This is a genomic window from Variovorax defluvii, assembly GCF_039541515.1.
GTDB lineage: Bacteria > Pseudomonadota > Gammaproteobacteria > Burkholderiales > Burkholderiaceae_C > Variovorax > Variovorax defluvii.
On sequence record NZ_BAABGJ010000002.1, the window covers coordinates 36,969 to 56,037 of the forward strand.

Below are 19,069 nucleotides of genomic sequence, written 5' to 3' on the forward strand. Positions count from 1 at the left end.
GAATTCTATGCTTCAGCTTTCCTGCTGACGCTGGCGGGCATCGAGCTCCGCCGTTCGCGCATCGACCGCTTGGCGCAGCGCCTTGCCCGGCTTGAAGTGGGGCACGCGCTTCTCGGGAATCTGCACGCTTTCGCCCGAACGCGGGTTGCGCCCGATGCGCGGCGGGCGCCGGTTCACCGTGAAGCTGCCGAAGCCGCGGATCTCGATGCGGTGGCCACGCACCAGGGCGTCGCTCATCGCGTCGAGAATGGTCTTGACGGCAGATTCGGCATCGCGGTGCGTGAGCTGGGCGAAGCGGGCCGCGAGTTCTTCGACGAGGTCCGAACGGGTCATTCTCGAAGGTCACGGGACCGGCCGGGACCGGCCCCGTGGCGACTCCTTACTTTTCGTTGGAGCTGTCCAGCTTGGCGCGCAGCAGCGCACCCAGGCTGGTCGTACCCGCGTTCTCGCGTGCCGACTGCTGGCTCAGATTCGCCATGGCGCCTTGCTCGTCAGCCAGGTCCTTCTGCTTGATGGACAGCTGGATGTTACGGGTCTTGCGGTCGACGTTGACCACCAGGGCGGTGACTTCGTCGCCTTCCTTGAGCACATTGCGAGCATCTTCCACGCGGTCGCGGGAGATTTCGCTGGCGCGCAGGTAACCGATGATGTCGTTGCCGAGGTCGATCTCGGCGCCGCGCGGGTCGACGGTCTTGACGCGGCCGGTCACGACCTGCCCCTTGTCATTCACCGTGGTGAAGGTGGTGAAGGGGTCACTGTCCAACTGCTTGATGCCCAGGCTGATGCGCTCGCGGTCGACGTCGACGGCCAGCACGATCGCCTCGACTTCCTGGCCCTTCTTGTAGTTGCGCACGGCGGTCTCGCCGGGCTCGTTCCAGGACAGGTCGGACAGGTGCACCAGGCCGTCGATGCCGGCAGCCAGGCCGACGAACACCCCGAAGTCGGTGATCGACTTGATCGGGCCCTTGACGCGGTCGCCGCGCTTGGTGTTCTGCGCGAACTCCTGCCAGGGGTTGGCCTTGCACTGCTTCATGCCCAGGCTGATGCGGCGCTTGTCCTCGTCGATTTCCAGGACCATGACTTCGACTTCGTCGCCCAGCGAGACGATCTTGCTGGGGGCGATGTTCTTGTTGGTCCAATCCATCTCGGACACGTGCACCAGGCCCTCGATCCCCGGCTCGAGTTCGACGAACGCGCCATAGTCGGCGATGTTCGTGACCTTGCCGAACAGGCGGGTGCCCTGCGGGTAGCGGCGCGAGACGCCCATCCAGGGGTCGTCGCCCATCTGCTTGAGACCCAGCGAGACGCGGTTCTTCTCCGTGTCGAACTTGAGGATCTTGGCCGTGATTTCCTGGCCGGCCTGCACCACCTCGCTGGGGTGGCGCACGCGGCGCCAGGCCATGTCGGTGATGTGCAGCAGGCCGTCGATGCCGCCGAGGTCGACGAAGGCGCCGTACTCGGTGATGTTCTTGACCACGCCGCGGACGATGGCGCCTTCCTTCAGCGTTTCCATCAGCTTGGCGCGCTCTTCGCCCATGCTGGCCTCGACCACGGCACGGCGCGACAGCACGACATTGTTGCGCTTGCGGTCGAGCTTGATGACCTTGAATTCGAGGGTCTTGTTCTCGAAGGGGGTCAGGTCCTTGATTGGACGGGTGTCGATCAGCGAGCCCGGCAGGAAGGCGCGGATGCCGTTGACCAGCACCGTGAGGCCGCCCTTGACCTTGCCGCTGGTGGTGCCGGTGACGAAGTCGCCCGATTCGAGCGCCTTCTCGAGCGCCAGCCACGAGGCCAGGCGCTTGGCGGTGTCGCGGGAAAGGATGGTGTCGCCGTAGCCGTTTTCGACGCTGCCGATGGCCACGGAGACGAAATCGCCGGCCTGGACTTCGAGCTCACCCTTGTCGTTCTTGAATTCCTCGATCGGCACGTAGGCTTCGGACTTGAGGCCGGCATTGACCACGACGTGGTTGTGCTCGACGCGCACGACTTCCGCAGTGATGACCTCGCCGCTGCGCATCTCGGAACGCTTCAGGGACTCTTCGAACAGTTCGGCAAAAGATTCAGACATGTGTCAGTTCCTTCCGTCACGCAGGGTTTGCGGCCGCAAATGCAAGATCGCGGGCGACCGGTTGGGTCTGGAGACGGCGGTTGGTTGTGGGCTCTGGAGCCCGGTTGAGTTGAACAACCAGCAGGCCGGTGCACTGTCGCGCGGAGGGAACCTGCTGGACCGATAACACCCCTCAGGCGGACCCGAAGGGCTGTGCTTCCTGCCACCAGGCCAGTACCTGCTCGACCGATTGCTCGACCGATTGCGAGGAGTTGTCCAGGAGACGGGCGTCAGGCGCAGGCTTGAGGGGAGCGACGCTGCGGGAGGAGTCCCGCTGGTCGCGCGCTTCCAGGTCGGCGCGAAGACTGTCGAGTGTAGCTGGAATACCCTTTGAAATCAACTGCTTATGCCGCCGCTCGGCCCGCTGGGAGGCGTTGGCCGTGAGGTAGACCTTGAGCCGGGCATCTGGGAAGACGACCGTGCCCATGTCGCGCCCGTCGGCCACCAGCCCGGGCAAGCGGCGAAAGCTCTTTTGCAGTGCCAGCAGGGCGGCGCGCACGGCCGGCAGCGCGGAGACGCGCGAGGCGTCCATGCCGGCCGCTTCGGTGCGGATGGCGTCGCTCACATCCTCGTCGTCCAGCAGCACCTGGCCCTTGATGAAGCGCAGGGGCAACTGGCGGGCCAGTTCGGCGATCTGCGCCTCGTGGGCCGCATCCGCCTCCAGGCCGGCGCGGCGCATCGCCAGGCCAGTCACCCGGTAGAGCGAGCCGGAGTCGAGGTAGTGATAGCCCAGCTGATAGGCCGTTGCCACGGCCAGCGTGCCCTTGCCCGAGGCGGTCGGGCCGTCGATGCAAATGACCGGCACGTCGGCCGTCTGTGCCACCGAGAACAGGGTCTCGAAGTAATCGGGGAAGGTCTTGGCAACGCAGTGCGGATCGAGGATGCGCACAGGCATCCCGGCTGGGTTGAAGGCCGCCAGCGAGAAGCACATCGCCACGCGGTGGTCGTCGTAGGTGCGGATGGTGGCGGCCCGCCAGCTTGCCGCGCCGAGCGGGTGCACGCGGATGAAATCGGGGCCGTCCTCCACGGTGGCGCCCAGCTTGCGCAGCTCCTGCGCCATGGCTTCGATGCGGTCGGTTTCCTTGACGCGCCAGCTCGCGATATTCCGCAGCAGGCAAGGGCCGTCGGCGTAGAGCGCCATCACCGCCAGGGTCATCGCGGCGTCGGGAATGTGGTTGGCATCCAGATCGATCGCCTTGAGCGGCCAGGCGCCGCGCGAGACGGCGAGCCAGTTCGGGCCGCTTTCGACCTTCGCGCCCATCTGCCTGGCGGCTTCCACGAAGCGGATGTCGCCCTGGATCGAATCCGCACCCACACCCTCGATGCGGATGACGTCGCCGCGAGCGATCGCACCGAGTGCGATGAAATAGCTGGCGGAGGAGGCGTCGGCCTCGACATGGATGTCCCCGGGCGAGCGATAGCGGCTGCCGGCCGGGATGACGAATCGCTCCCACCCCTGCCGCCGCACCACGACGCCGAAGCGCGCAAGCAGGTTCAGCGTGATCTCGATGTAGGGCTTGGAGATCAGCTCGCCCACGACGTCGATCGTGATCTCGCGGGAAGCGGAGGCCAGCGGCAAGGCGAGAAGCAGGGCGGTGAGGAACTGGCTGGAAACGTCGCCGCGCACCCGGATCGGCGCGTCGACTTGCAGGGCATCGAGCGACATGGCGTGGATCGCCAGGGGCGGATAGCCGGGATTGCCGAGGTAGTCGATGCGGCAGCCGAGCTGGACGAGCGCATCGACCAGGTCGCCGATGGGGCGCTCGTGCATTCGCGGCACGCCCGACAGCTCGAACTCGCCGCCGAGCAGGGCCAGCGCCGCGGTCAGCGGCCGCATCGCGGTGCCGGCGTTGCCAAGAAAGAGCTTGGCGCTGGCCGTGCGCAGCTGGCCGTCCAGGCCCTCGATGCGCAGCGCGGCGCCCTCGCGCCCGATGCGGCAGCCAAGGGCGGACAGCGCGTTCAGCATCACGCGTGTGTCGTCCGAGTCCAGCAGGTCGTGCACGGTGGTCGTGCCACCGGCCAGCGCGGCCAGCAGCAGCACCCGGTTGGAAATGCTCTTGGAGCCGGGCAGGCGCACCGTGCCGGAGGCGGCCTCGAGCGGCGGAAGATCCAGGAAAGGCGTGGAGTACATGCTTCAGTCGGGCGAGGTGCTGCTGCCCGGCTGCCATTGCGCGCGTGCGTGGCTGGCAGCCGCGATGCGCTCCTCCAGGGCCAGTGCATCGCCGGTCTGCATCAGCGTCTCGAGTTGCGAGAGTGCCGCGCGGAATGCCTGGGATTGCTGCAGCACCTGTTCGCGGTTGGCCAGGAGAACGTCGCGCCACATCGCCGGGTCGCCCGCCGCGATGCGCGTGAAGTCGCGAAATCCGGGGCCGGCGAGCTCCAGGAAGCGAGCCCCTTCCGGATCGGCGGTGATCGCGTTGGTGAAGGCGAAGGCCAGCAAATGAGGGAGGTGGCTCACGGCGGCGAACGCGCGGTCGTGGGCCTCCGGCGTCATGTTCACCACCTTGGCGCCGATGCCGGTCCAGAGCTGCGTTGCGCGCTGGACGTTGGAGCGCCGCGTGGCCTTGACCGGCGTCAGGACGACCTGGCGCCCCAAGTAGAGTGCGGCATCGGCATGCTCGACACCCGCGAGCTCCTTGCCGGCGATGGGATGGGCCGGGACAAAGCTGTTGAACTGGTCCTGCAGGCCGCGCCGGGCGGCCTCGATCACGTCGCCCTTTGTCGAGCCCACGTCCATGACCAGCATCTGATCGGTGATGCCGTGACGGATCGCCTTGAAGGTGGACTCCGAGGCGCCGACCGGCACCGCGATCAGCACGAGGTCGGCACCCGATACCGCGAGCAGCGCGGATGGGGCGGCCACGTCGATCACGCCCAACTGCCGCGCACGCTCTGTCGTCGAGGGCGACTTGCTGTACCCGACCACGCGCTTGACCAGCTTGGCGCGCTTGAGCGCCAGTGCGAAAGAGCCGCCCATGAGGCCGCAGCCGACCAAGCCCAACTGTTCGAACATTCTGGTGGCCTCAGGCGGTGACGGGATAGGCGCCGATGACCTTGTAGAACGCGCAGAGCTTGCGCAGTTCGCTGAGCGCGGCGGCCACGTTGGGCTGCGAGGGGTGGCCGTCGAGGTCGATGTAGAAGTAGTACTCCCACTGGCCGGTGCGAGCCGGGCGCGACTCGAAGCGCGTCATGGACACGTCATTGACCTTGAGCGGCACCAGAAGATCATGCACCGCACCGGGACGGTTGGGCACGGACACGACAAGGCTGGTGCAGTCCTTCCCCGACGCCGGTGGCATGGCCAGGGTCTGGGGCAGGCAGATGACGGCGAAGCGGGTGCGGTTGTAGGAGTCGTCCTGGACGGCATGGGAGACGATGTGCAGCCCGAAGCGCGTTGCCGCACGCTCGCTTGCCAGCGCGGCACAGGCCGGATTGCTCGCGGCAAGGCGGGCGCCTTCGGCATTGCTGGACACCGCGCGCCGCTCGGCGTGCGGCAGGTGCTTGGACAGCCATGTCTGGCATTGAGCCAGCGCCTGGGGATGCGCGAGCACTGCCTCGATGCCATCGAGCGAATTGGTACTGCGCAGCAGGTGATGGCGCACCAGCAGGCTGACCTCGCCGACGACATGGGTCGGGGAGTGCAGGAAGAGATCGAGCGAACGGGTGACCACGCCCTCGGTCGTGTTCTCGACGCCGACCACGCCGTACTCGGCGCTGCCGGCGGCGGTGGCATGGAAGACCTCGTCGAAGCTGGCGCAGTAGATCAGGTCGGCCGCGCCGCCGAAGTACTCGATCGCGGCCTGTTCGGTGAAAGTGCCCTCCGGGCCCAGCACGGCGACGCGCTGTGGCGATTCGAGCGCCAGGCAGGCCGACGTGATCTCGCGCCAGATCGCGGCGATATGCAGCGACTTGAGCGGGCCGGGGTTGCTCCGCTGCATCTTCTCGATCACCTGCGCCACGCGGTCAGGGCGGAAGAAGGGCGTGCCTTCGCGCTTCTTGATCTCGCCCACCATCTCGGCCACGTGGGCACGCCGGTTGAGCAGATCGATGAGTTGCTGGTCGAGCGAGTCGATCTGCATGCGCAGATCGGCGAGGCTTTGATTCGGGTCGGAGGCTGGGGGCTGAGAGGTCGGTGCGGTCATCGGTCGGGTCGCAGGCGTCTACGCGTGCGACCGTTCGAATTCTCGCATGTAGGCCACCAGGGCCTGCACACCCTCGAGTGGCATGGCGTTGTAGATGCTGGCCCGCATGCCACCGACGGACTTGTGGCCCTTGAGCTGCAGCAGGCCGGCCTCGCGCGCGCCGGCGAGGAAGGCGTCGTTGCGGCTCTCGTCGCGCAGGAAGAAGGGCACGTTCATGCGCGAGCGGCAGTCGGGCGAAACCTTGTTCTCGTAGAAGGCGGAGGCATCGATGAAATCGTAGAGCAGCCCCGCCTTGGCGAGATTGCGTTGCTCCATCGCCGCGACGCCGGTCAGCCCGCCTTCGGTCTGTCCGAGCAGCCACTGAAAGGTCAGGCCGGCGATGTAGATGCCCCAAGTCGGCGGCGTGTTGTACATGGACTGGTTGTCCGCCACGATCCGGTAGTTGAAGGCGCTCGGGCAGATCTCGAGCGCATGGCCCAGCAGGTCGTCGCGCACGATCACCAGCGTGAGCCCGGCCGGGCCGAGGTTCTTCTGGGCACCGCCGAACGCGAGACCGACGCGACGCCAGTCGACCGGCCGTGACGCGACGTGCGAAGAGAAATCGATGACCAGCGGCGCCTGGCTGCCCAGCGTGGCCAGGTCGGGCAGTTCCTGGAATTCCACGCCGTGGATGGTCTCGTTCGAGCAGATGTGAACGTACGAGGCATCGGCCGAGAGCTGCCAGGTCGAGGGCGCCGGCAGTTGCGTGTGATTGCTGTCGGCGTTGGAGGCGGCCACGTGGGCCTGGCAGTAGCGTTGTGCCTCTTTCTGGGACTTGGCGCTCCAGCTCCCCGTGATCACGAAGTCGACCTGGCCGCCGCGCGAGAGGTTCATCGGCACGATGGCGTTCTCCCCGAGGCCCCCACCCTGCATGAAGAGGATGTGGAAATGCTCCGGCACCGCCAGCAGCGTGCGCAGATCGGCTTCCGCCTGCGCGCAGATCGCGCCGAACTCCTTTCCGCGATGGCTCATCTCCATCACGCTCATACCGCTGCCGTGCCAGTCGAGCATCTCGGAGGCGGCGCGCTGCAGCACCGCCTCCGGCATTGCGGCCGGACCGGCGGAGAAGTTGTACGGGCGTCGACCCGCGCCGGCCATCACTTCTTGGCGGGCGCCTTGGGCGCTGACTTGGCCGGGGACGCGCCTTCAGTCGGGGCGCCCAGCGCCTTGGCGACGTTGGCATCGAGGGTGCGCATCTTCGGCTCGATGCTGGCGCGGGTCTCGGCGACCAGCTTTTCCGTCAACGCGCTTTGCATCTTCGGATTGAGTTCCTGGTACTTCTTGCTCAGGGGTGAGTTGATCCAGGCCAGCAGCTGGCGCAGTTCGTCCTCGCTGAAGTTGTCGCGCAGAATCGGCCCCAGTGCCTCGGGCGCGAGTGAAACCGCCTTGTCGCGCACGATCGGATAGGCCTCGTCGAAGTACTTCCGGAGTTCTGCGTCGGCCGCCTTGGCCGCTGCCTCACGCTTTTCGGCAGGCACCTGGGTCTGCAGATACTGCGAACCGGCCTGCGCAATCGGTGCGCTGGACTGTTCGACCAGGCCGCGCGCCAGCGCTTCGATGCCGGGGCGCTGCAGGTCGAGGAACTGATTGACCATTGCCGCCTTGTCCTGGGCCATGGCCACCGAGCCGCCGGCCAGCGCCACCGCGACGAGCGCGAACTTGAATTTTTTCACTGAGGATTCTCCATTGAAGATGTTGAGGAAGCGTCGTCGGCATCGTTGTCCGCGTTCGCGTCGTTCTCGACGATGCGCTGCAAGCCGCTGAGCTTGGCGCCTTCGTCGAGTCCGATCAGCGTGACCCCTTGGGTTGCGCGGCCGAGTTCGCGGATTTCGGCGACCCGGGTGCGCACCAGCACGCCCTTGTCGGTGATGAGCATGATCTCGTCGTCCGCATGCACGAGGGTGGCTGCGACGACCTTGCCGTTGCGCTCGCTCTGTTGAATCGCAATCATGCCCTTGGTTCCCCGGCCATGGCGCGTGTACTCGGTAATGCTTGTGCGTTTTCCGTAACCGTTTTCCGTGGCGGTGAGCACGCTTTGCTCTTCGTCTTCGGCCACCAGCATGGCAATGACGCCCTGGCCGTCCTCCAGCGTCATCCCGCGCACGCCGCGGGCGTTCCGGCCCATCGGACGCACGTCGTTCTCGTCGAAGCGCACGGCCTTGCCGCCGTCGGAGAAGAGCATGACGTCATGGGCGCCGTCGGTCAGCGCGGCGCCGATCAGGTAGTCGCCCGGGTCCAGGTCGACCGCGATGATGCCGGCCTTGCGCGGGTTGCTGAACTCGTCGAGCGCGGTCTTCTTGACCGTGCCCATGGAGGTCGCCATGAAGACGAACTGGTTGGCCGGAAAGCTGCGCTTCTCGCCGGTGAGCGGCAGGACGACGTTGATCTTCTCGCCTTCTTGCAGCGGGAACATGTTGACGATCGGCCTTCCGCGAGAGCCCCGCGAGCCCGCCGGTACTTCCCACACCTTCAACCAGTACAGCCGGCCGCGGTTGGAGAAGCACAGGATGTAGTCGTGCGTGTTGGCGATGAAGAGCTGATCGATCCAGTCGTCTTCCTTGGTCGCGGTCGCCTGCTTGCCGCGGCCTCCGCGCTTCTGAGCCCGGTATTCACCCAAGGGCTGGCTCTTGATGTAGCCGGCGTGCGAGAGCGTCACGACCATGTCGGTAGGCGTGATCAGGTCCTCGGTGGAAAGGTCGAAGGCGCTGTGCTCGACTTGGCTGCGGCGCGCGCCCAGCTTGGTCTGACCGAACTCCTGCTTGAGGGAGGTGAGTTCCTCGCCGATGATGGTCGATACCCGCTCGGGCTTGGCCAGGATGTCCAGCAGGTCGTCGATCTCGGCCATCACTTCCTTGTACTCGGCGACGATCTTGTCCTGCTCCAGGCCGGTCAAGCGCTGCAGGCGCATCTGGAGGATTTCCTGCGCCTGCGTATCGGACAGACGGTAGAGGCCGTCGCCCCCGAGGCCGTACTCGCGGTCGAGGCCGTCCGGGCGGTAGTCATCGGCATTGACGACGCCGCCGTCCGCGCGCGTACGGGTGAGCATCTCTCGCACCAGCTTGCTGTCCCAGCGCCGCTGCATCAGCTCGGCCTTGGCCACCGGTGGCGTCGGTGCGTTGCGGATGATCGCGATGAAATCGTCGATATTCGCCAGCGCCACCGCCAGGCCTTCCAGCACATGGCCCCGCTCGCGCGCCTTGCGCAGGTTGAACACGGTGCGCCGCGTCACCACCTCGCGGCGATGCTGCAGGAAAACCTCGATCAGGTCCTTCAGATTGCACAGCTTGGGCTGGCCGTCCACCAGCGCCACCATGTTGATGCCGAAGGTGTCCTGCAACTGGGTCTGCTTGTAGAGGTTGTTGAGCACCACCTCCGGCACTTCGCCGCGCTTGAGTTCGATCACCAGCCGCATGCCGGATTTGTCGGACTCGTCCTGGATGTGGCTGATGCCCTCGATCTTCTTCTCGTGAACGAGCTCGGCCATGCGCTCCTGCAGCGTCTTCTTGTTGACCTGGTAGGGCAGCTCGTCGACGATGATCGCCTGACGCTGGCCGCGGTCGATCTCCTCGAAGTGGCATTTGGCCCGCATCACCACTTTGCCGCGGCCGGTGCGGTAACCGTCCTTGATGCCGTTGATCCCGTAGATGATGCCGGCGGTCGGGAAGTCCGGCGCCGGGATGATCTCCATCAGATCGTCGATGCTGGCGGCGGGATGGCGCAGCAGGTGGAGGCAGGCGTCGACGACTTCATTCAGGTTGTGCGGGGGAATATTGGTCGCCATGCCAACCGCAATACCGCCGGAGCCATTGACCAGCAAATTCGGCAGTCTGCTCGGCAATACGAGCGGCTCTTTTTCGCTGCCGTCGTAATTCGGCCCGAAATCGACGGTCTCCTTGTCGATATCGGCCAGCATTTCATGCGCAATCTTTGCCAGCCGAATTTCGGTGTAACGCATGGCTGCGGCATTGTCGCCATCGACAGAGCCGAAATTGCCTTGGCCGTCGACCAACATGTGGCGCATGGAAAAGTCCTGCGCCAGGCGAACGATGGTGTCATAGACGGATTGGTCCCCATGGGGGTGGTACTTGCCGATGACGTCGCCTACGATACGGGCCGACTTCTTGTAGGGCCGGTTCCAGTCGTTGTTGAGTTCGTGCATCGCATACAACACGCGCCGGTGCACCGGCTTGAGACCGTCCCTGGCGTCGGGGAGCGCGCGTCCGACGATCACGCTCATGGCGTAATCGAGGTAGCTTCGGCGCATCTCCTCTTCAAGGCTGATGGGGAGGGTCTCTTTGGCGAACGAGGTCATGAGCGGAGGACTGGCGGCAAGGAACCGGAAATTTTACGTCGCCAGGGGTGTCGCACCGCCGCAACACAAGGCCGGGATTCCGCCTCCGTCCTACGTTTCCAGGGCGCCTCTCGGGCGGTTTGCCAATGATCCCATGGCACAATCGCCTCAACGTTTTGGGTGGTGGTCACTTAAAGCGTCCTTGATTCGCAGCGCGGCTGCGGCTTTTTCCCCCAAGAGGAGAACCATGAAGAAACTGAATAAAGTGGCGATGATGTTTGCAGTCGCTGCGCTCGCCACTGCCGCCGGCGCGCAGACCCGTGTCACCGCCGCGAATGGTGGGCCCGTGATCGACAACTGGCAAAACGGCACTGGCGAATTGGTCTGGAAGAACGGCACGAACGAACTGTGCTGGCGCGATGCGAACTGGACTCCGGCGACCGCTGCTGCTGGCTGCGATGGCGCCCTGGTTCCGCCCCCGCCGCCCGCCGCCGCCGCTCCGGCACCCGCACCTGCTGCTCCGGCCCCGGCTCCGGCTGTCGCCGCCTCGAAGGTCACCTTCGCCGCCGACGCCTTCTTCGACTTCGACAAGTCTGTGCTCAAGCCCGAGGGCCGTGCCAAGCTGGACGACCTGGTCTCGAAGATCCGTGACGTGAACCTCGAAGTGATCATTGCCGTCGGCCACACGGACTCGATCGGCAGCGACTCCTACAACCAACGCCTGTCGGTCCGCCGTGCTGAAGCGGTCAAAGCCTATCTGGTCTCGAAGGGCATCGAACGCAACCGCGTCTACACCGAAGGCAAGGGCGAGAAGCAGCCTGTGGCTGACAACCGCACCAAGGAAGGCCGTGCCAAGAACCGTCGCGTGGAAATCGAAGTGGTCGGTACCCGCGCCAACCGCTGATTCTCAGCAATCACCCGGACACCCCGCCTCGGCGGGGTTTTTTTATGCTCGATCGGCCGTCTATCCATTGCATGCCATCGAGCGGCATTTGGTGCCGTTTCATAATCCGCACATGACCGATACCGTGAACGCCGACCCGGCAGAACTTGCCAAATTTTCCGAACTGGCCCACCGCTGGTGGGACTTGGAAAGCGAATTCAGGCCGTTGCACGAGATCAACCCGCTGCGCTTGGACTGGATCGACTCCATCGCCCCGATAGCCGGGCGCAAGGTGCTCGACGTGGGCTGCGGTGGCGGGATCCTCGCGGATGCCATGGCACGTCGCCAGGCGGATGTGCTGGGCATCGATCTCGCGGACAAGGCGCTCAAGGTTGCGCAGTTACATGCGCTGGAGGCCGCGACGCACGGTGTGAAGTATCGGCGTGTCAGCGTCGAGGATCTAGCGGCTGAGCAGCCGGAGACCTTTGATGTCGTCACCTGCATGGAAATGTTAGAGCACGTGCCGCAACCGGCCTCAGCCGTAGACGCATGTGCTCGGCTTGTCAAGCCCGGCGGCTGGGTTTTCCTCTCGACGATCCATCGCAATCTCAAGTCTTTTCTGCTCGCCATCGTCGGCGCGGAGTACGTTCTGGGCATGCTGCCTCGCGGGACGCATGAATATCAGAAGCTGATCCGGCCGAGCGAACTGGCTGCGTACTGCCGTGCCGCCGGGCTTGAACTGCACCATACCCGCGGCTTGCAACACAACCCGATCACTCGCCGCTATTGGCTCAGTGACGACACCAGCGTCAATTACATGTTCGCGACGCGCAAGCCCACGGTATCGCAACAATGAGCGCGTCCTCAGCCCTCCAAGCCGTGCTCTTCGATCTTGACGGGACCTTGATCGACAGCGCGCCCGACCTGGGCGCTGCCGCCGACCAGATGCGTGTGGATCGTGGTCTCGCCTCGCTTCCGTTGGAGCGCTATCGGCCGATGGCCGGCTCCGGCGCCCGCGGCATGCTGGGGGTCGCCTTCGGCATCACGCCGGAGGCGCCGGAATTCCCGCCGTTGCGCGAGGAGTTTTTCGTCAACTATGAGGCCAGAATGCTCCAGACCCGCGCCTTCGACGGCGTGGCCGAGCTCGTGGCCGCGCTGCAGGCGCGTGGCCTGCGCTGGGGGGTGGTGACGAATAAATCCCTACGCTTCACTGGCCCCTTGACTCGCGCCATGCCGCTGTTCGACACGGCGGGAGCGATCGTCAGCGGTGACACCACCCCCTATGCCAAGCCCCACCCGGAGCCGCTGTTCGAGGCGGCGCGACGCTTGGGCGTGATGCCACAGCACTGCATTTACGTCGGGGATGACGAACGCGACATGACGGCTGGCCGGGCCGCCGGCATGCGTACGGTTGCCGCCGCGTATGGCTACATGGGGGCCGATGCCGATGTAACGCTCTGGGAGGCAGATGCTGCGATCGGGTCGCCCCTGGAACTCTTGCAAATTCTGAAAGCAGCCTAAAATGCATGTCCTTGGGGCTGCATTGGTTTCGACGTGGGTTCGGAATCGCAGTGGTGCATGTCGAGCTGAATGTGCTCGTAAAACTGATTCAACCAAAGTAACTGCAAACGACGAACGTTTCGCACTCGCCGCTTAATCGCAGGTGAGCTTTGCAACAGCACGCCGATGGGCTGGGCAAGGGGGCGTTAGAGCAATCTGACGCCTCCCGGCTGCAAAGTTAATCCACATCGGCTGGCCTCGATCCGGGTACCTTGGGTCGAGGCGAGATCCAAGGGTGCTGGCGGCCGGTGGAGCGTGCGACTGCGCGACACCGGTGGCGAGACTTAAACCAGATCGCTAAACATGTAGATCTGCGCGACGAAGGCTTGCGGACGGGGGTTCAAATCCCCCCAGCTCCACCATACACCTGTGGGACCTTGGCTTAAGTCCCGTTTTGGGCCGCCAGATCTTCGCGAATTCTTCTTTCGCGATCTGACTGGCCAACTCCCGAAGCTAGGATGCGTCCCCATTGGGTCCAGCGGGCGGCAGATGGTGACCGTGGTGCTCGTGATCCGGGAGCCGAGCCATGAACCCCACCGTGCCTCTCCAGCGAATCCTGACCTGGGAGGCCTTGTGCAGCGTCAGCTTCTGGCGCGAACTCGCGCCTCGACTTCACATCGGGGAGCTGCATTCGGCCGCTGAAGCCACGCCGCGCCAAAGCTGGGGTCGGCTCGCCCAGCGCATGGCGAAGGACGGCTATTTCAGTGACCGCGACGAAGAGATCGGGCGTCTGGCGCTGTCGATTGCCGAAAGGCGTCGCGAAATGTGTCGCCGTGGGCCTACCGGCCGTGTTCGCCTGGGTCTTCGACGAACCGTGGGCGTGCTACGAGCGGCTCCGACCCGTTCTCTCGAACTTCCTCGGCGACGATTACAGGACCATGCCGGCATTCTGGGCGTGGCATGTCGATCCTCAGAAAGGCGAAAGCGGTTGGAAGCCGCACCGGGACAATCGCCGCGCCGCGCTGGCACCGGACGGCTCCCCCTGCACGCTCACATGCTGGATCCCGCTCTCGGACGCCAATCCGCTGAACAGCTGCATGTACATCGTGCCTGCGCACATGGATCCGGGCTATGACATACCAGCCGGCATGCCGGAGCCGCCTGCTCCCGCGTTTGCTGCGCGTGCGTTGCCAGCCACGCCCGGCGACTACCTCATCTGGAACCAGCGAGTTCTGCACTGGGGCGGTCCGACCAGCGAGTTCGCCGAGCATCCACGAATAAGCATGGCGCTCGAATTCCAACGAGGCGACATCCCGCCGATCATGCAATCCTTTCAGCTTGGCGGCGATCGCCCACCCCTGCCATCCTTGCTCGAGCAGGGCTCGCGCCCGAACTTTGGCATGCGCTTGATGCTGATCGCGCGTCAGATCCTGCAGTACCAGCACATGTATGGCTTGTCGGAGGAGCTGGCTCATCTCTCGACCGCCCTGCTGACGGCGCGGGCACTCGACGCTTCGCTAGAAGGTATCGACGTCGCCAAATTCTGAAGATTTCTTTTTGCTTTCTCGCAGCTTGTTCAACGAAAGCTATAGTCGCGCTCGCTCAGGCCCTCGGCCGGGAAGGGTTGAGCCGCCTGCACTGCCCAGCAGTTCTTGTCGCTGCTCGGCATTTGAGGAATACATGGACTCATCGACATCGCCCTCGCTCACGACGAACTACTACGACGTCGTTCCCTACGACTCTCATCCTTTCCCGCAGTCGACCATCGAGCATCTGGAGGCTCTGGCCTTCCTTTTCGGTCTGGCTGCACCAGCGCCCGCCCGGGCTCGTGTACTCGAACTGGGTTGTGCTGCGGGCGGCAACCTGATTCCGATCGCCGCGCGGCATCCGGGCGCCCATATGCTCGGTGTGGATCTGTCCTCCGTGCAGATCCGCCAGGGACAGGCCGCCATCGATCACGCTCATCTGAAGAACATCGAGCTGCGCGCCCTGGACATCTCCCGCATCGATGCCTCCTTCGGACAGTTCGACTACATCATCTGCCACGGTGTCTACAGCTGGGTGCCGGCGCCGGTCCAGGAAGCGATTCTTCGCGTGTGCTCGCAAAACCTCGCGCCGGACGGCGTGGCTTACGTGAGCTACAACGTCTATCCCGGCTGGAAGGCGCGCGAGATCGTTCGCGATGCCATGATTCTGCGCGGCGCCCCGCGTGACGAACCCGACGAAAAGCTCTCCTACGCCCGCGGCATGCTCGAGTTTCTGGAGCAGTCTGCGCGACCGGACAGCGTGCTCAAGAAGACGCTGGAAGAGAACATGCCGATCGTGCGCAACTCGGGGGCATACTACCTGCTGCACGAGTTCCTCGAGCCCCACAACGCGCCGTGCTACTTCAAGGAGTTCGCCGCCCGCGCGAGCGTCCACGGGCTCGGCTACCTGGCCGACGCCGAGCCTTCCACGATGTTCGTGCAGAACTACGGCGAGAAGGTGCGCGATCCGCTCATGCGTGAATGCGGCGGAAGCCAGATCATGATGGAACAGTACCTGGATTTCCTGGTCAACAGGACCTTCCGCCAGTCGCTGCTGGTCAAGCAGGAGCGCGCCGCGCAGATCCGCTATCGCCTGGATGTGGAACGCCTCCGTGCCCTCGAGTACGCCGGCGTGTTCTCGGCCGTGGATGGCGGCGTGCTCACGCTCGATGCCCAGGCGCAGCCCTGCAGCGCGATCCGCAATCTCAAGGTCACGTTGCGGCTGCCGGTGCACAAGGCCGTGGCCCAGGTGCTGGACGAGCGCTACCCGGCCAGCGTATCGACGCAGGCGCTCGTTGCCGCCGTGTCGGCACGCACGGGCGAGCCCCGTGCCTCGGTCGATCCGGTGGTCATGGCGATGCTGGAGGAGTTGGTGATCCTCGGCGCGGTGCGCATTCGCCGGACTTCTCCCAACGCGAGCGTCGATGTGCCGGTGTTTCCGAGCGCTTCCTTCGTCCATCGCCGCGCGCCCGGCCTGGCGCTCAGTGCCGGCGCCACCGCAGTGGCCTGCAACGAGTGGCACGAACTGGTCAGCCTTTCTCCGCTCGAGCGCTGCCTGCTGCCCTTGCTCGACGGCAAGCACTCGCACGAAGCGTTGGCGAAGCATCTCGCCGAGGAGGCGCAGGCTGGCCGTCTGCGCTTCATCAAGCACGACAAGCCCCTGACGGACGAGGCGGCGCTGCGCGAACTCACGCAACGACAAGTGGCGCTGGCCCTGCGCGACCTGCGTCGAAAGGCACTGCTTCAGGCATGATCGTTTCCTTGGCAACAAGGATGCGTCAATGAAACAACCCTTGGATTCTGCGCGGCGCCGGCGCGGCGGTGCTGGCTGTGGCTGGTGCGCCTCCTCTGCATGCCGCCTCGCGGGCCCAGCCTGCGGCGCGATCTTCCTCAACAAGGGCGAGCCCCAGATCCCGCCTGCGATGGGCCACGGCTGATGCGGCTCGAGGACATTCTCTACAGCCAGGGCTTCGGCACCCGGCGCGTGTGCGCCGGGCTCGTCCAGCAGGGGTTCGTGCGGGTTGGGGAGGGCGTCGTCACCGATCCGGGCACGGATGTCGACTTGGCGGGACTGCGCTTCACCGTCCAGGGCACGGAGTGGGCCTACCACGAGAAGGCCTATCTGATGCTGCACAAGCCGGCCGGCACGGAGTGCTCGCAGAAGCCTTCCACCTATCCCAGCATCTACACGCTGCTTCCGGTGCCGCTCCGGCAGCGGCCCAATAAGGGCGCGGTGCAGGGCGTGCAGGCGATCGGCCGGCTGGACCAGGACACCACCGGCCTGCTGCTCCTGACCGACGACGGCCAGTTCATCCACCGCATGGGGTCGCCGAAGCACCACGTGGCGAAGGTCTACGAAGTCGGAGCCAAGCATCCCGTCACGCAGAAACAGGTCGACCGGCTGCTGGAAGGCGTGGTGCTCGATGACGATCCCAGGCCGGTTCAGGCGGCGGCTTGCGAGGCGATCGGGCCCCGCCAACTGCGGCTCACGCTGACCGAGGGCAAGTACCACCAGGTCAAGCGCATGCTGGCGGCGGTGGGCAACCGGGTCGAGACCCTGCATCGCTCCCGCATCGGCCCGCTGGCCTTGCCGGCCGACCTGGCGCCTGGCCAGTGGCGCTGGCTGGAGCCGGAGCAAGTCGAGGCGCTGCAAGGAAGGGTGCCGGTCAGCCGATAGACAGGGTCGCTCGTTAATATCCGACGCCTTCCTTCGGAACTTTTCCCTTGAGATTCAAGTTCTCCGCACCAGGCCGCCTCGCGGCCTTTTTGTTTGCCTGCGCGTTCCTGCCGTCGCTGGCCGCCGAGCCGCCCCCGGTCTTCGTGCTCAACTCGCTCGATGCGACCGTGAGCGTGATCGATCCGGTCCACTGGACGGAGAAACAACGCATCCCGACGGGCAAGGAACCGCACCACCTCTACCTGACGCCCGACGAGCAGTCGCTCATCGTCGCCAACTCCGCCGGCGATTCGCTCACCTTCCTGAACCCTCGTACGGCCGAGGTCCAGCGGGTGGTCTACGGCATCATCGATCCGTACCACCTGCGCTTCTCCCCGGACATGAAGTGGTTCGTGACCGCGGGCAACCGCCTCAACCACGTTGACATCTACCGCTGGGAAGGCAAGGAGCCCAAGCTGGTCAAGCGCATTCCCTCCGGCAAGACGCCCAGCCACATCTGGATCGACGGCAAGAGCACCACCGCCTATGTCACGATGCAGGACAGCGACGAGTTGGTGGCCATCGACCTGCCCACTCAGAGCATTCGCTGGCGCACCCCCACCGGGCCGATGCCCGCCGACGTTTTCGGCATCCACGACGGCAAGACGCTGCTGGTGGGCCTGACCGGCAGCGATGGGGTTCAGGTGTTCGACGTCGCCGCGGCCGAGCCCAAGGCGATAGGCAAGATCCCGACCGGCAAGGGAGCCCATGCCTTCCGCGCGGGCGGCGACGGCCGCAGCGTCTTCGTCAGCAACCGCGTGGCCAACAGCATCAGCCGCATCGACCTGCAGACCCTGCGGGTCAGCGACACCTACCCGGTGCCCGGCGGGCCGGACTGCATGGACCTGTCGGTCGACGGCAAGATGTTGTTCGTCACCTCCCGCTGGGCCAGGAAGCTCAGCGTGGTCGACCTGGACGGCCGGAAGGTGGTGCAGCAGGTCCCGGTGGGGCGCTCGCCGCACGGTGTCTGGACCCTGGCCCATGCAAAACGATGAGCTCTCCTTCTGGCGGCGGGCACCTGGTGTCGCGCGGCCGACCCGCCGGCGAACGGCCTTCCGCACGGGCCTCGGCGCACTGGCCGTTGTCCTTGCCACGGCCTTCGCGACAGGCTCCGAGGCCTGGGCTGAGGCAAACTGCGCCAAGCCTGTCTACCTGACCTTCGACACCGGCCACATGGGCGTGGCCCCCCTGGTCGCGGAGGTTCTCCGGCGCCAGGACGTCCGCGTCACCTTCTTCGCGGCAGCCGAGCGCACGCAGACGGAAGGCGACAGCCTGGACAACCAATGGGCGCCCTGGTGGAAGGCGAGGGCGGCCGAAGGCCATGAGTTCGCATCCCACACCTACGACCATGCGTACTGGCGCGGCGACGTCCAGGGGACCGCGCCCCGCTTCCGCATCCAGCCGTCGGCCGGCGCCTTCGCGGGCCGCCAGTTCACCTGGGATGCGGACCAGTACTGCGCCAACATCGCCAAGGCGTCCGAGCGCCTGCAGCACGTCACCGGCAAGAAGCCGTTGCCGCTGTTCAGAGCCCCCGGCGGCAAGACTTCGGCGAGGCTGCTGGCCGTCGCGAAGGGCTGCGGGTACGCCCACGTGGGTTGGTCGCCAGCCGGCTTCCTGGGCGACGAATTGCCGAGCGAGAAGTTCAGCAACGAGAAGCTGCTTGCCCAGGCCCTGGAACACATTCGGCCCGGGGACATCCTGCTGGCGCACCTGGGCATCTGGTCGCGCAAGGACCCGTGGGCGCCGGCCGTGCTGGAGCCGCTTATCGTGGGCCTCAAGGCCCGCGGCTTCTGCTTCCAGACGCTGCGCCAGCATCCGGCGTACCGCGACTGGATCGCGTCGCATTCCTGAGCCGTGCAAGGTGT

16 protein-coding genes and 1 other RNA gene are annotated in these 19,069 nt (G+C 65.5%); 9 read left to right on the plus strand and 8 right to left on the minus strand.

The features are described 5' to 3' along the window. Window positions 1-12 precede the first annotated feature (12 nt). The 8 genes from ABEA07_RS01545 to gyrA form a co-directional block, all read right to left on the minus strand. On the minus strand, window positions 13-333 hold the full coding sequence (locus ABEA07_RS01545; protein ID WP_345535431.1) for an integration host factor subunit beta: 321 nt from the start codon (window positions 331-333) through the stop codon (window positions 13-15). Window positions 334-379: 46 nt separating this feature from the next. Beyond that, window positions 380-2,068: a 30S ribosomal protein S1 gene (gene rpsA, locus ABEA07_RS01550; protein WP_345535432.1), complete on the minus strand. Its 1,689-nt coding sequence runs from the start codon at window positions 2,066-2,068 to the stop codon at window positions 380-382. Window positions 2,069-2,240: 172 nt separating this feature from the next. Next, complete coding sequence (locus ABEA07_RS01555; protein ID WP_345535434.1) at window positions 2,241-4,238, minus strand: bifunctional 3-phosphoshikimate 1-carboxyvinyltransferase/cytidylate kinase; 1,998 nt, start codon at window positions 4,236-4,238, stop codon at window positions 2,241-2,243. Window positions 4,239-4,241: 3 nt separating this feature from the next. Continuing rightward, a complete protein-coding gene (locus ABEA07_RS01560) occupies window positions 4,242-5,120 on the minus strand; it encodes a prephenate dehydrogenase (protein ID WP_345535436.1) in 879 nt (292 codons plus the stop codon). 10 nt (window positions 5,121-5,130) lie between these two features. Next, window positions 5,131-6,249, minus strand: a complete 1,119-nt coding sequence (pheA, locus tag ABEA07_RS01565) for a prephenate dehydratase (RefSeq protein ID WP_345535437.1) — start codon at window positions 6,247-6,249, stop codon at window positions 5,131-5,133. An 18-nt stretch (window positions 6,250-6,267) separates the two neighbouring features. Next, a complete protein-coding gene (gene serC / locus ABEA07_RS01570; protein ID WP_345535438.1) occupies window positions 6,268-7,386 on the minus strand; it encodes a 3-phosphoserine/phosphohydroxythreonine transaminase in 1,119 nt (372 codons plus the stop codon). Beyond that, window positions 7,386-7,961: a DUF2059 domain-containing protein gene (locus ABEA07_RS01575; RefSeq protein ID WP_345535439.1), complete on the minus strand. Its 576-nt coding sequence runs from the start codon at window positions 7,959-7,961 to the stop codon at window positions 7,386-7,388. The genes serC and ABEA07_RS01575 overlap by 1 nt, the downstream gene beginning before the upstream one ends. Beyond that, window positions 7,958-10,600, minus strand: a complete 2,643-nt coding sequence (gene gyrA / locus ABEA07_RS01580) for a DNA gyrase subunit A (RefSeq protein ID WP_345535440.1) — start codon at window positions 10,598-10,600, stop codon at window positions 7,958-7,960. The genes ABEA07_RS01575 and gyrA overlap by 4 nt, the downstream gene beginning before the upstream one ends. Window positions 10,601-10,826: 226 nt before the next feature. On the opposite strand from gyrA, the gene ompA reads away from it, so the two are divergent. The 9 genes from ompA (at window position 10,827) to ABEA07_RS01625 (ending at window position 19,055) form a co-directional block, all read left to right on the plus strand. Then, on the plus strand, window positions 10,827-11,483 hold the full coding sequence (gene ompA, locus ABEA07_RS01585) for an outer membrane protein OmpA (protein ID WP_086920482.1): 657 nt from the start codon (window positions 10,827-10,829) through the stop codon (window positions 11,481-11,483). 112 nt (window positions 11,484-11,595) lie between these two features. After that, window positions 11,596-12,318, plus strand: coding sequence for a bifunctional 2-polyprenyl-6-hydroxyphenol methylase/3-demethylubiquinol 3-O-methyltransferase UbiG (gene ubiG, locus ABEA07_RS01590; RefSeq protein WP_345535442.1), 723 nt, complete (start codon window positions 11,596-11,598; stop codon window positions 12,316-12,318). After that, a complete protein-coding gene (locus ABEA07_RS01595) occupies window positions 12,315-12,983 on the plus strand; it encodes an HAD-IA family hydrolase (RefSeq protein WP_345535443.1) in 669 nt (222 codons plus the stop codon). The genes ubiG and ABEA07_RS01595 overlap by 4 nt, the downstream gene beginning before the upstream one ends. 13 nt (window positions 12,984-12,996) lie before the next feature. Next, window positions 12,997-13,384, plus strand: a transfer-messenger RNA (tmRNA) gene (ssrA, locus tag ABEA07_RS01600). Window positions 13,385-13,726: 342 nt separating this feature from the next. After that, the gene (locus ABEA07_RS01605; protein WP_345535445.1) at window positions 13,727-14,509 is read left to right on the plus strand and encodes a phytanoyl-CoA dioxygenase family protein; all 783 of its coding nucleotides are present in this window, start codon (window positions 13,727-13,729) and stop codon (window positions 14,507-14,509) included. Window positions 14,510-14,642: 133 nt separating this feature from the next. Continuing rightward, a complete protein-coding gene (locus ABEA07_RS01610) occupies window positions 14,643-16,241 on the plus strand; it encodes a methyltransferase regulatory domain-containing protein (RefSeq protein ID WP_345535446.1) in 1,599 nt (532 codons plus the stop codon). Between the two features lie 183 nt (window positions 16,242-16,424). After that, entirely contained in the window at window positions 16,425-17,165 is a 741-nt protein-coding gene (locus ABEA07_RS01615) for a pseudouridine synthase (protein WP_345535448.1), read from the plus strand. 47 nt (window positions 17,166-17,212) lie between these two features. Then, complete coding sequence (locus ABEA07_RS01620; protein ID WP_425584056.1) at window positions 17,213-18,199, plus strand: YVTN family beta-propeller repeat protein; 987 nt, start codon at window positions 17,213-17,215, stop codon at window positions 18,197-18,199. Further along, window positions 18,186-19,055 carry a polysaccharide deacetylase family protein gene (locus ABEA07_RS01625; RefSeq protein ID WP_345535449.1) on the plus strand — a complete coding sequence of 290 codons (870 nt, stop codon included), beginning with the start codon at window positions 18,186-18,188 and terminating at the stop codon, window positions 19,053-19,055. Before ABEA07_RS01620 ends, ABEA07_RS01625 begins: the two co-directional genes overlap by 14 nt. Window positions 19,056-19,069 lie beyond the last annotated feature (14 nt).

What these genes read in the sequence shown, in the direction of transcription:
- ompA (WP_086920482.1), top strand. Translation starts at nt 10,827, where the DNA reads ATGAAGAAACTGAATAAAGTGGCGATGATGTTTGCAGTCGCTGCGCTC.
- ABEA07_RS01545 (WP_345535431.1), bottom strand. Translation starts at nt 333, where the DNA reads ATGACCCGTTCGGACCTCGTCGAAGAACTCGCGGCCCGCTTCGCCCAG.
- gyrA (WP_345535440.1), bottom strand. Translation starts at nt 10,600, where the DNA reads ATGACCTCGTTCGCCAAAGAGACCCTCCCCATCAGCCTTGAAGAGGAG.
- ABEA07_RS01625 (WP_345535449.1), top strand. Translation starts at nt 18,186, where the DNA reads ATGCAAAACGATGAGCTCTCCTTCTGGCGGCGGGCACCTGGTGTCGCG.
- ABEA07_RS01610 (WP_345535446.1), top strand. Translation starts at nt 14,643, where the DNA reads ATGGACTCATCGACATCGCCCTCGCTCACGACGAACTACTACGACGTC.
- rpsA (WP_345535432.1), bottom strand. Translation starts at nt 2,068, where the DNA reads ATGTCTGAATCTTTTGCCGAACTGTTCGAAGAGTCCCTGAAGCGTTCC.
- ABEA07_RS01555 (WP_345535434.1), bottom strand. Translation starts at nt 4,238, where the DNA reads ATGTACTCCACGCCTTTCCTGGATCTTCCGCCGCTCGAGGCCGCCTCC.
- pheA (WP_345535437.1), bottom strand. Translation starts at nt 6,249, where the DNA reads ATGACCGCACCGACCTCTCAGCCCCCAGCCTCCGACCCGAATCAAAGC.
- ABEA07_RS01560 (WP_345535436.1), bottom strand. Translation starts at nt 5,120, where the DNA reads ATGTTCGAACAGTTGGGCTTGGTCGGCTGCGGCCTCATGGGCGGCTCT.
- ABEA07_RS01615 (WP_345535448.1), top strand. Translation starts at nt 16,425, where the DNA reads ATGCGGCTCGAGGACATTCTCTACAGCCAGGGCTTCGGCACCCGGCGC.
- ubiG (WP_345535442.1), top strand. Translation starts at nt 11,596, where the DNA reads ATGACCGATACCGTGAACGCCGACCCGGCAGAACTTGCCAAATTTTCC.
- ABEA07_RS01595 (WP_345535443.1), top strand. Translation starts at nt 12,315, where the DNA reads ATGAGCGCGTCCTCAGCCCTCCAAGCCGTGCTCTTCGATCTTGACGGG.
- serC (WP_345535438.1), bottom strand. Translation starts at nt 7,386, where the DNA reads ATGGCCGGCGCGGGTCGACGCCCGTACAACTTCTCCGCCGGTCCGGCC.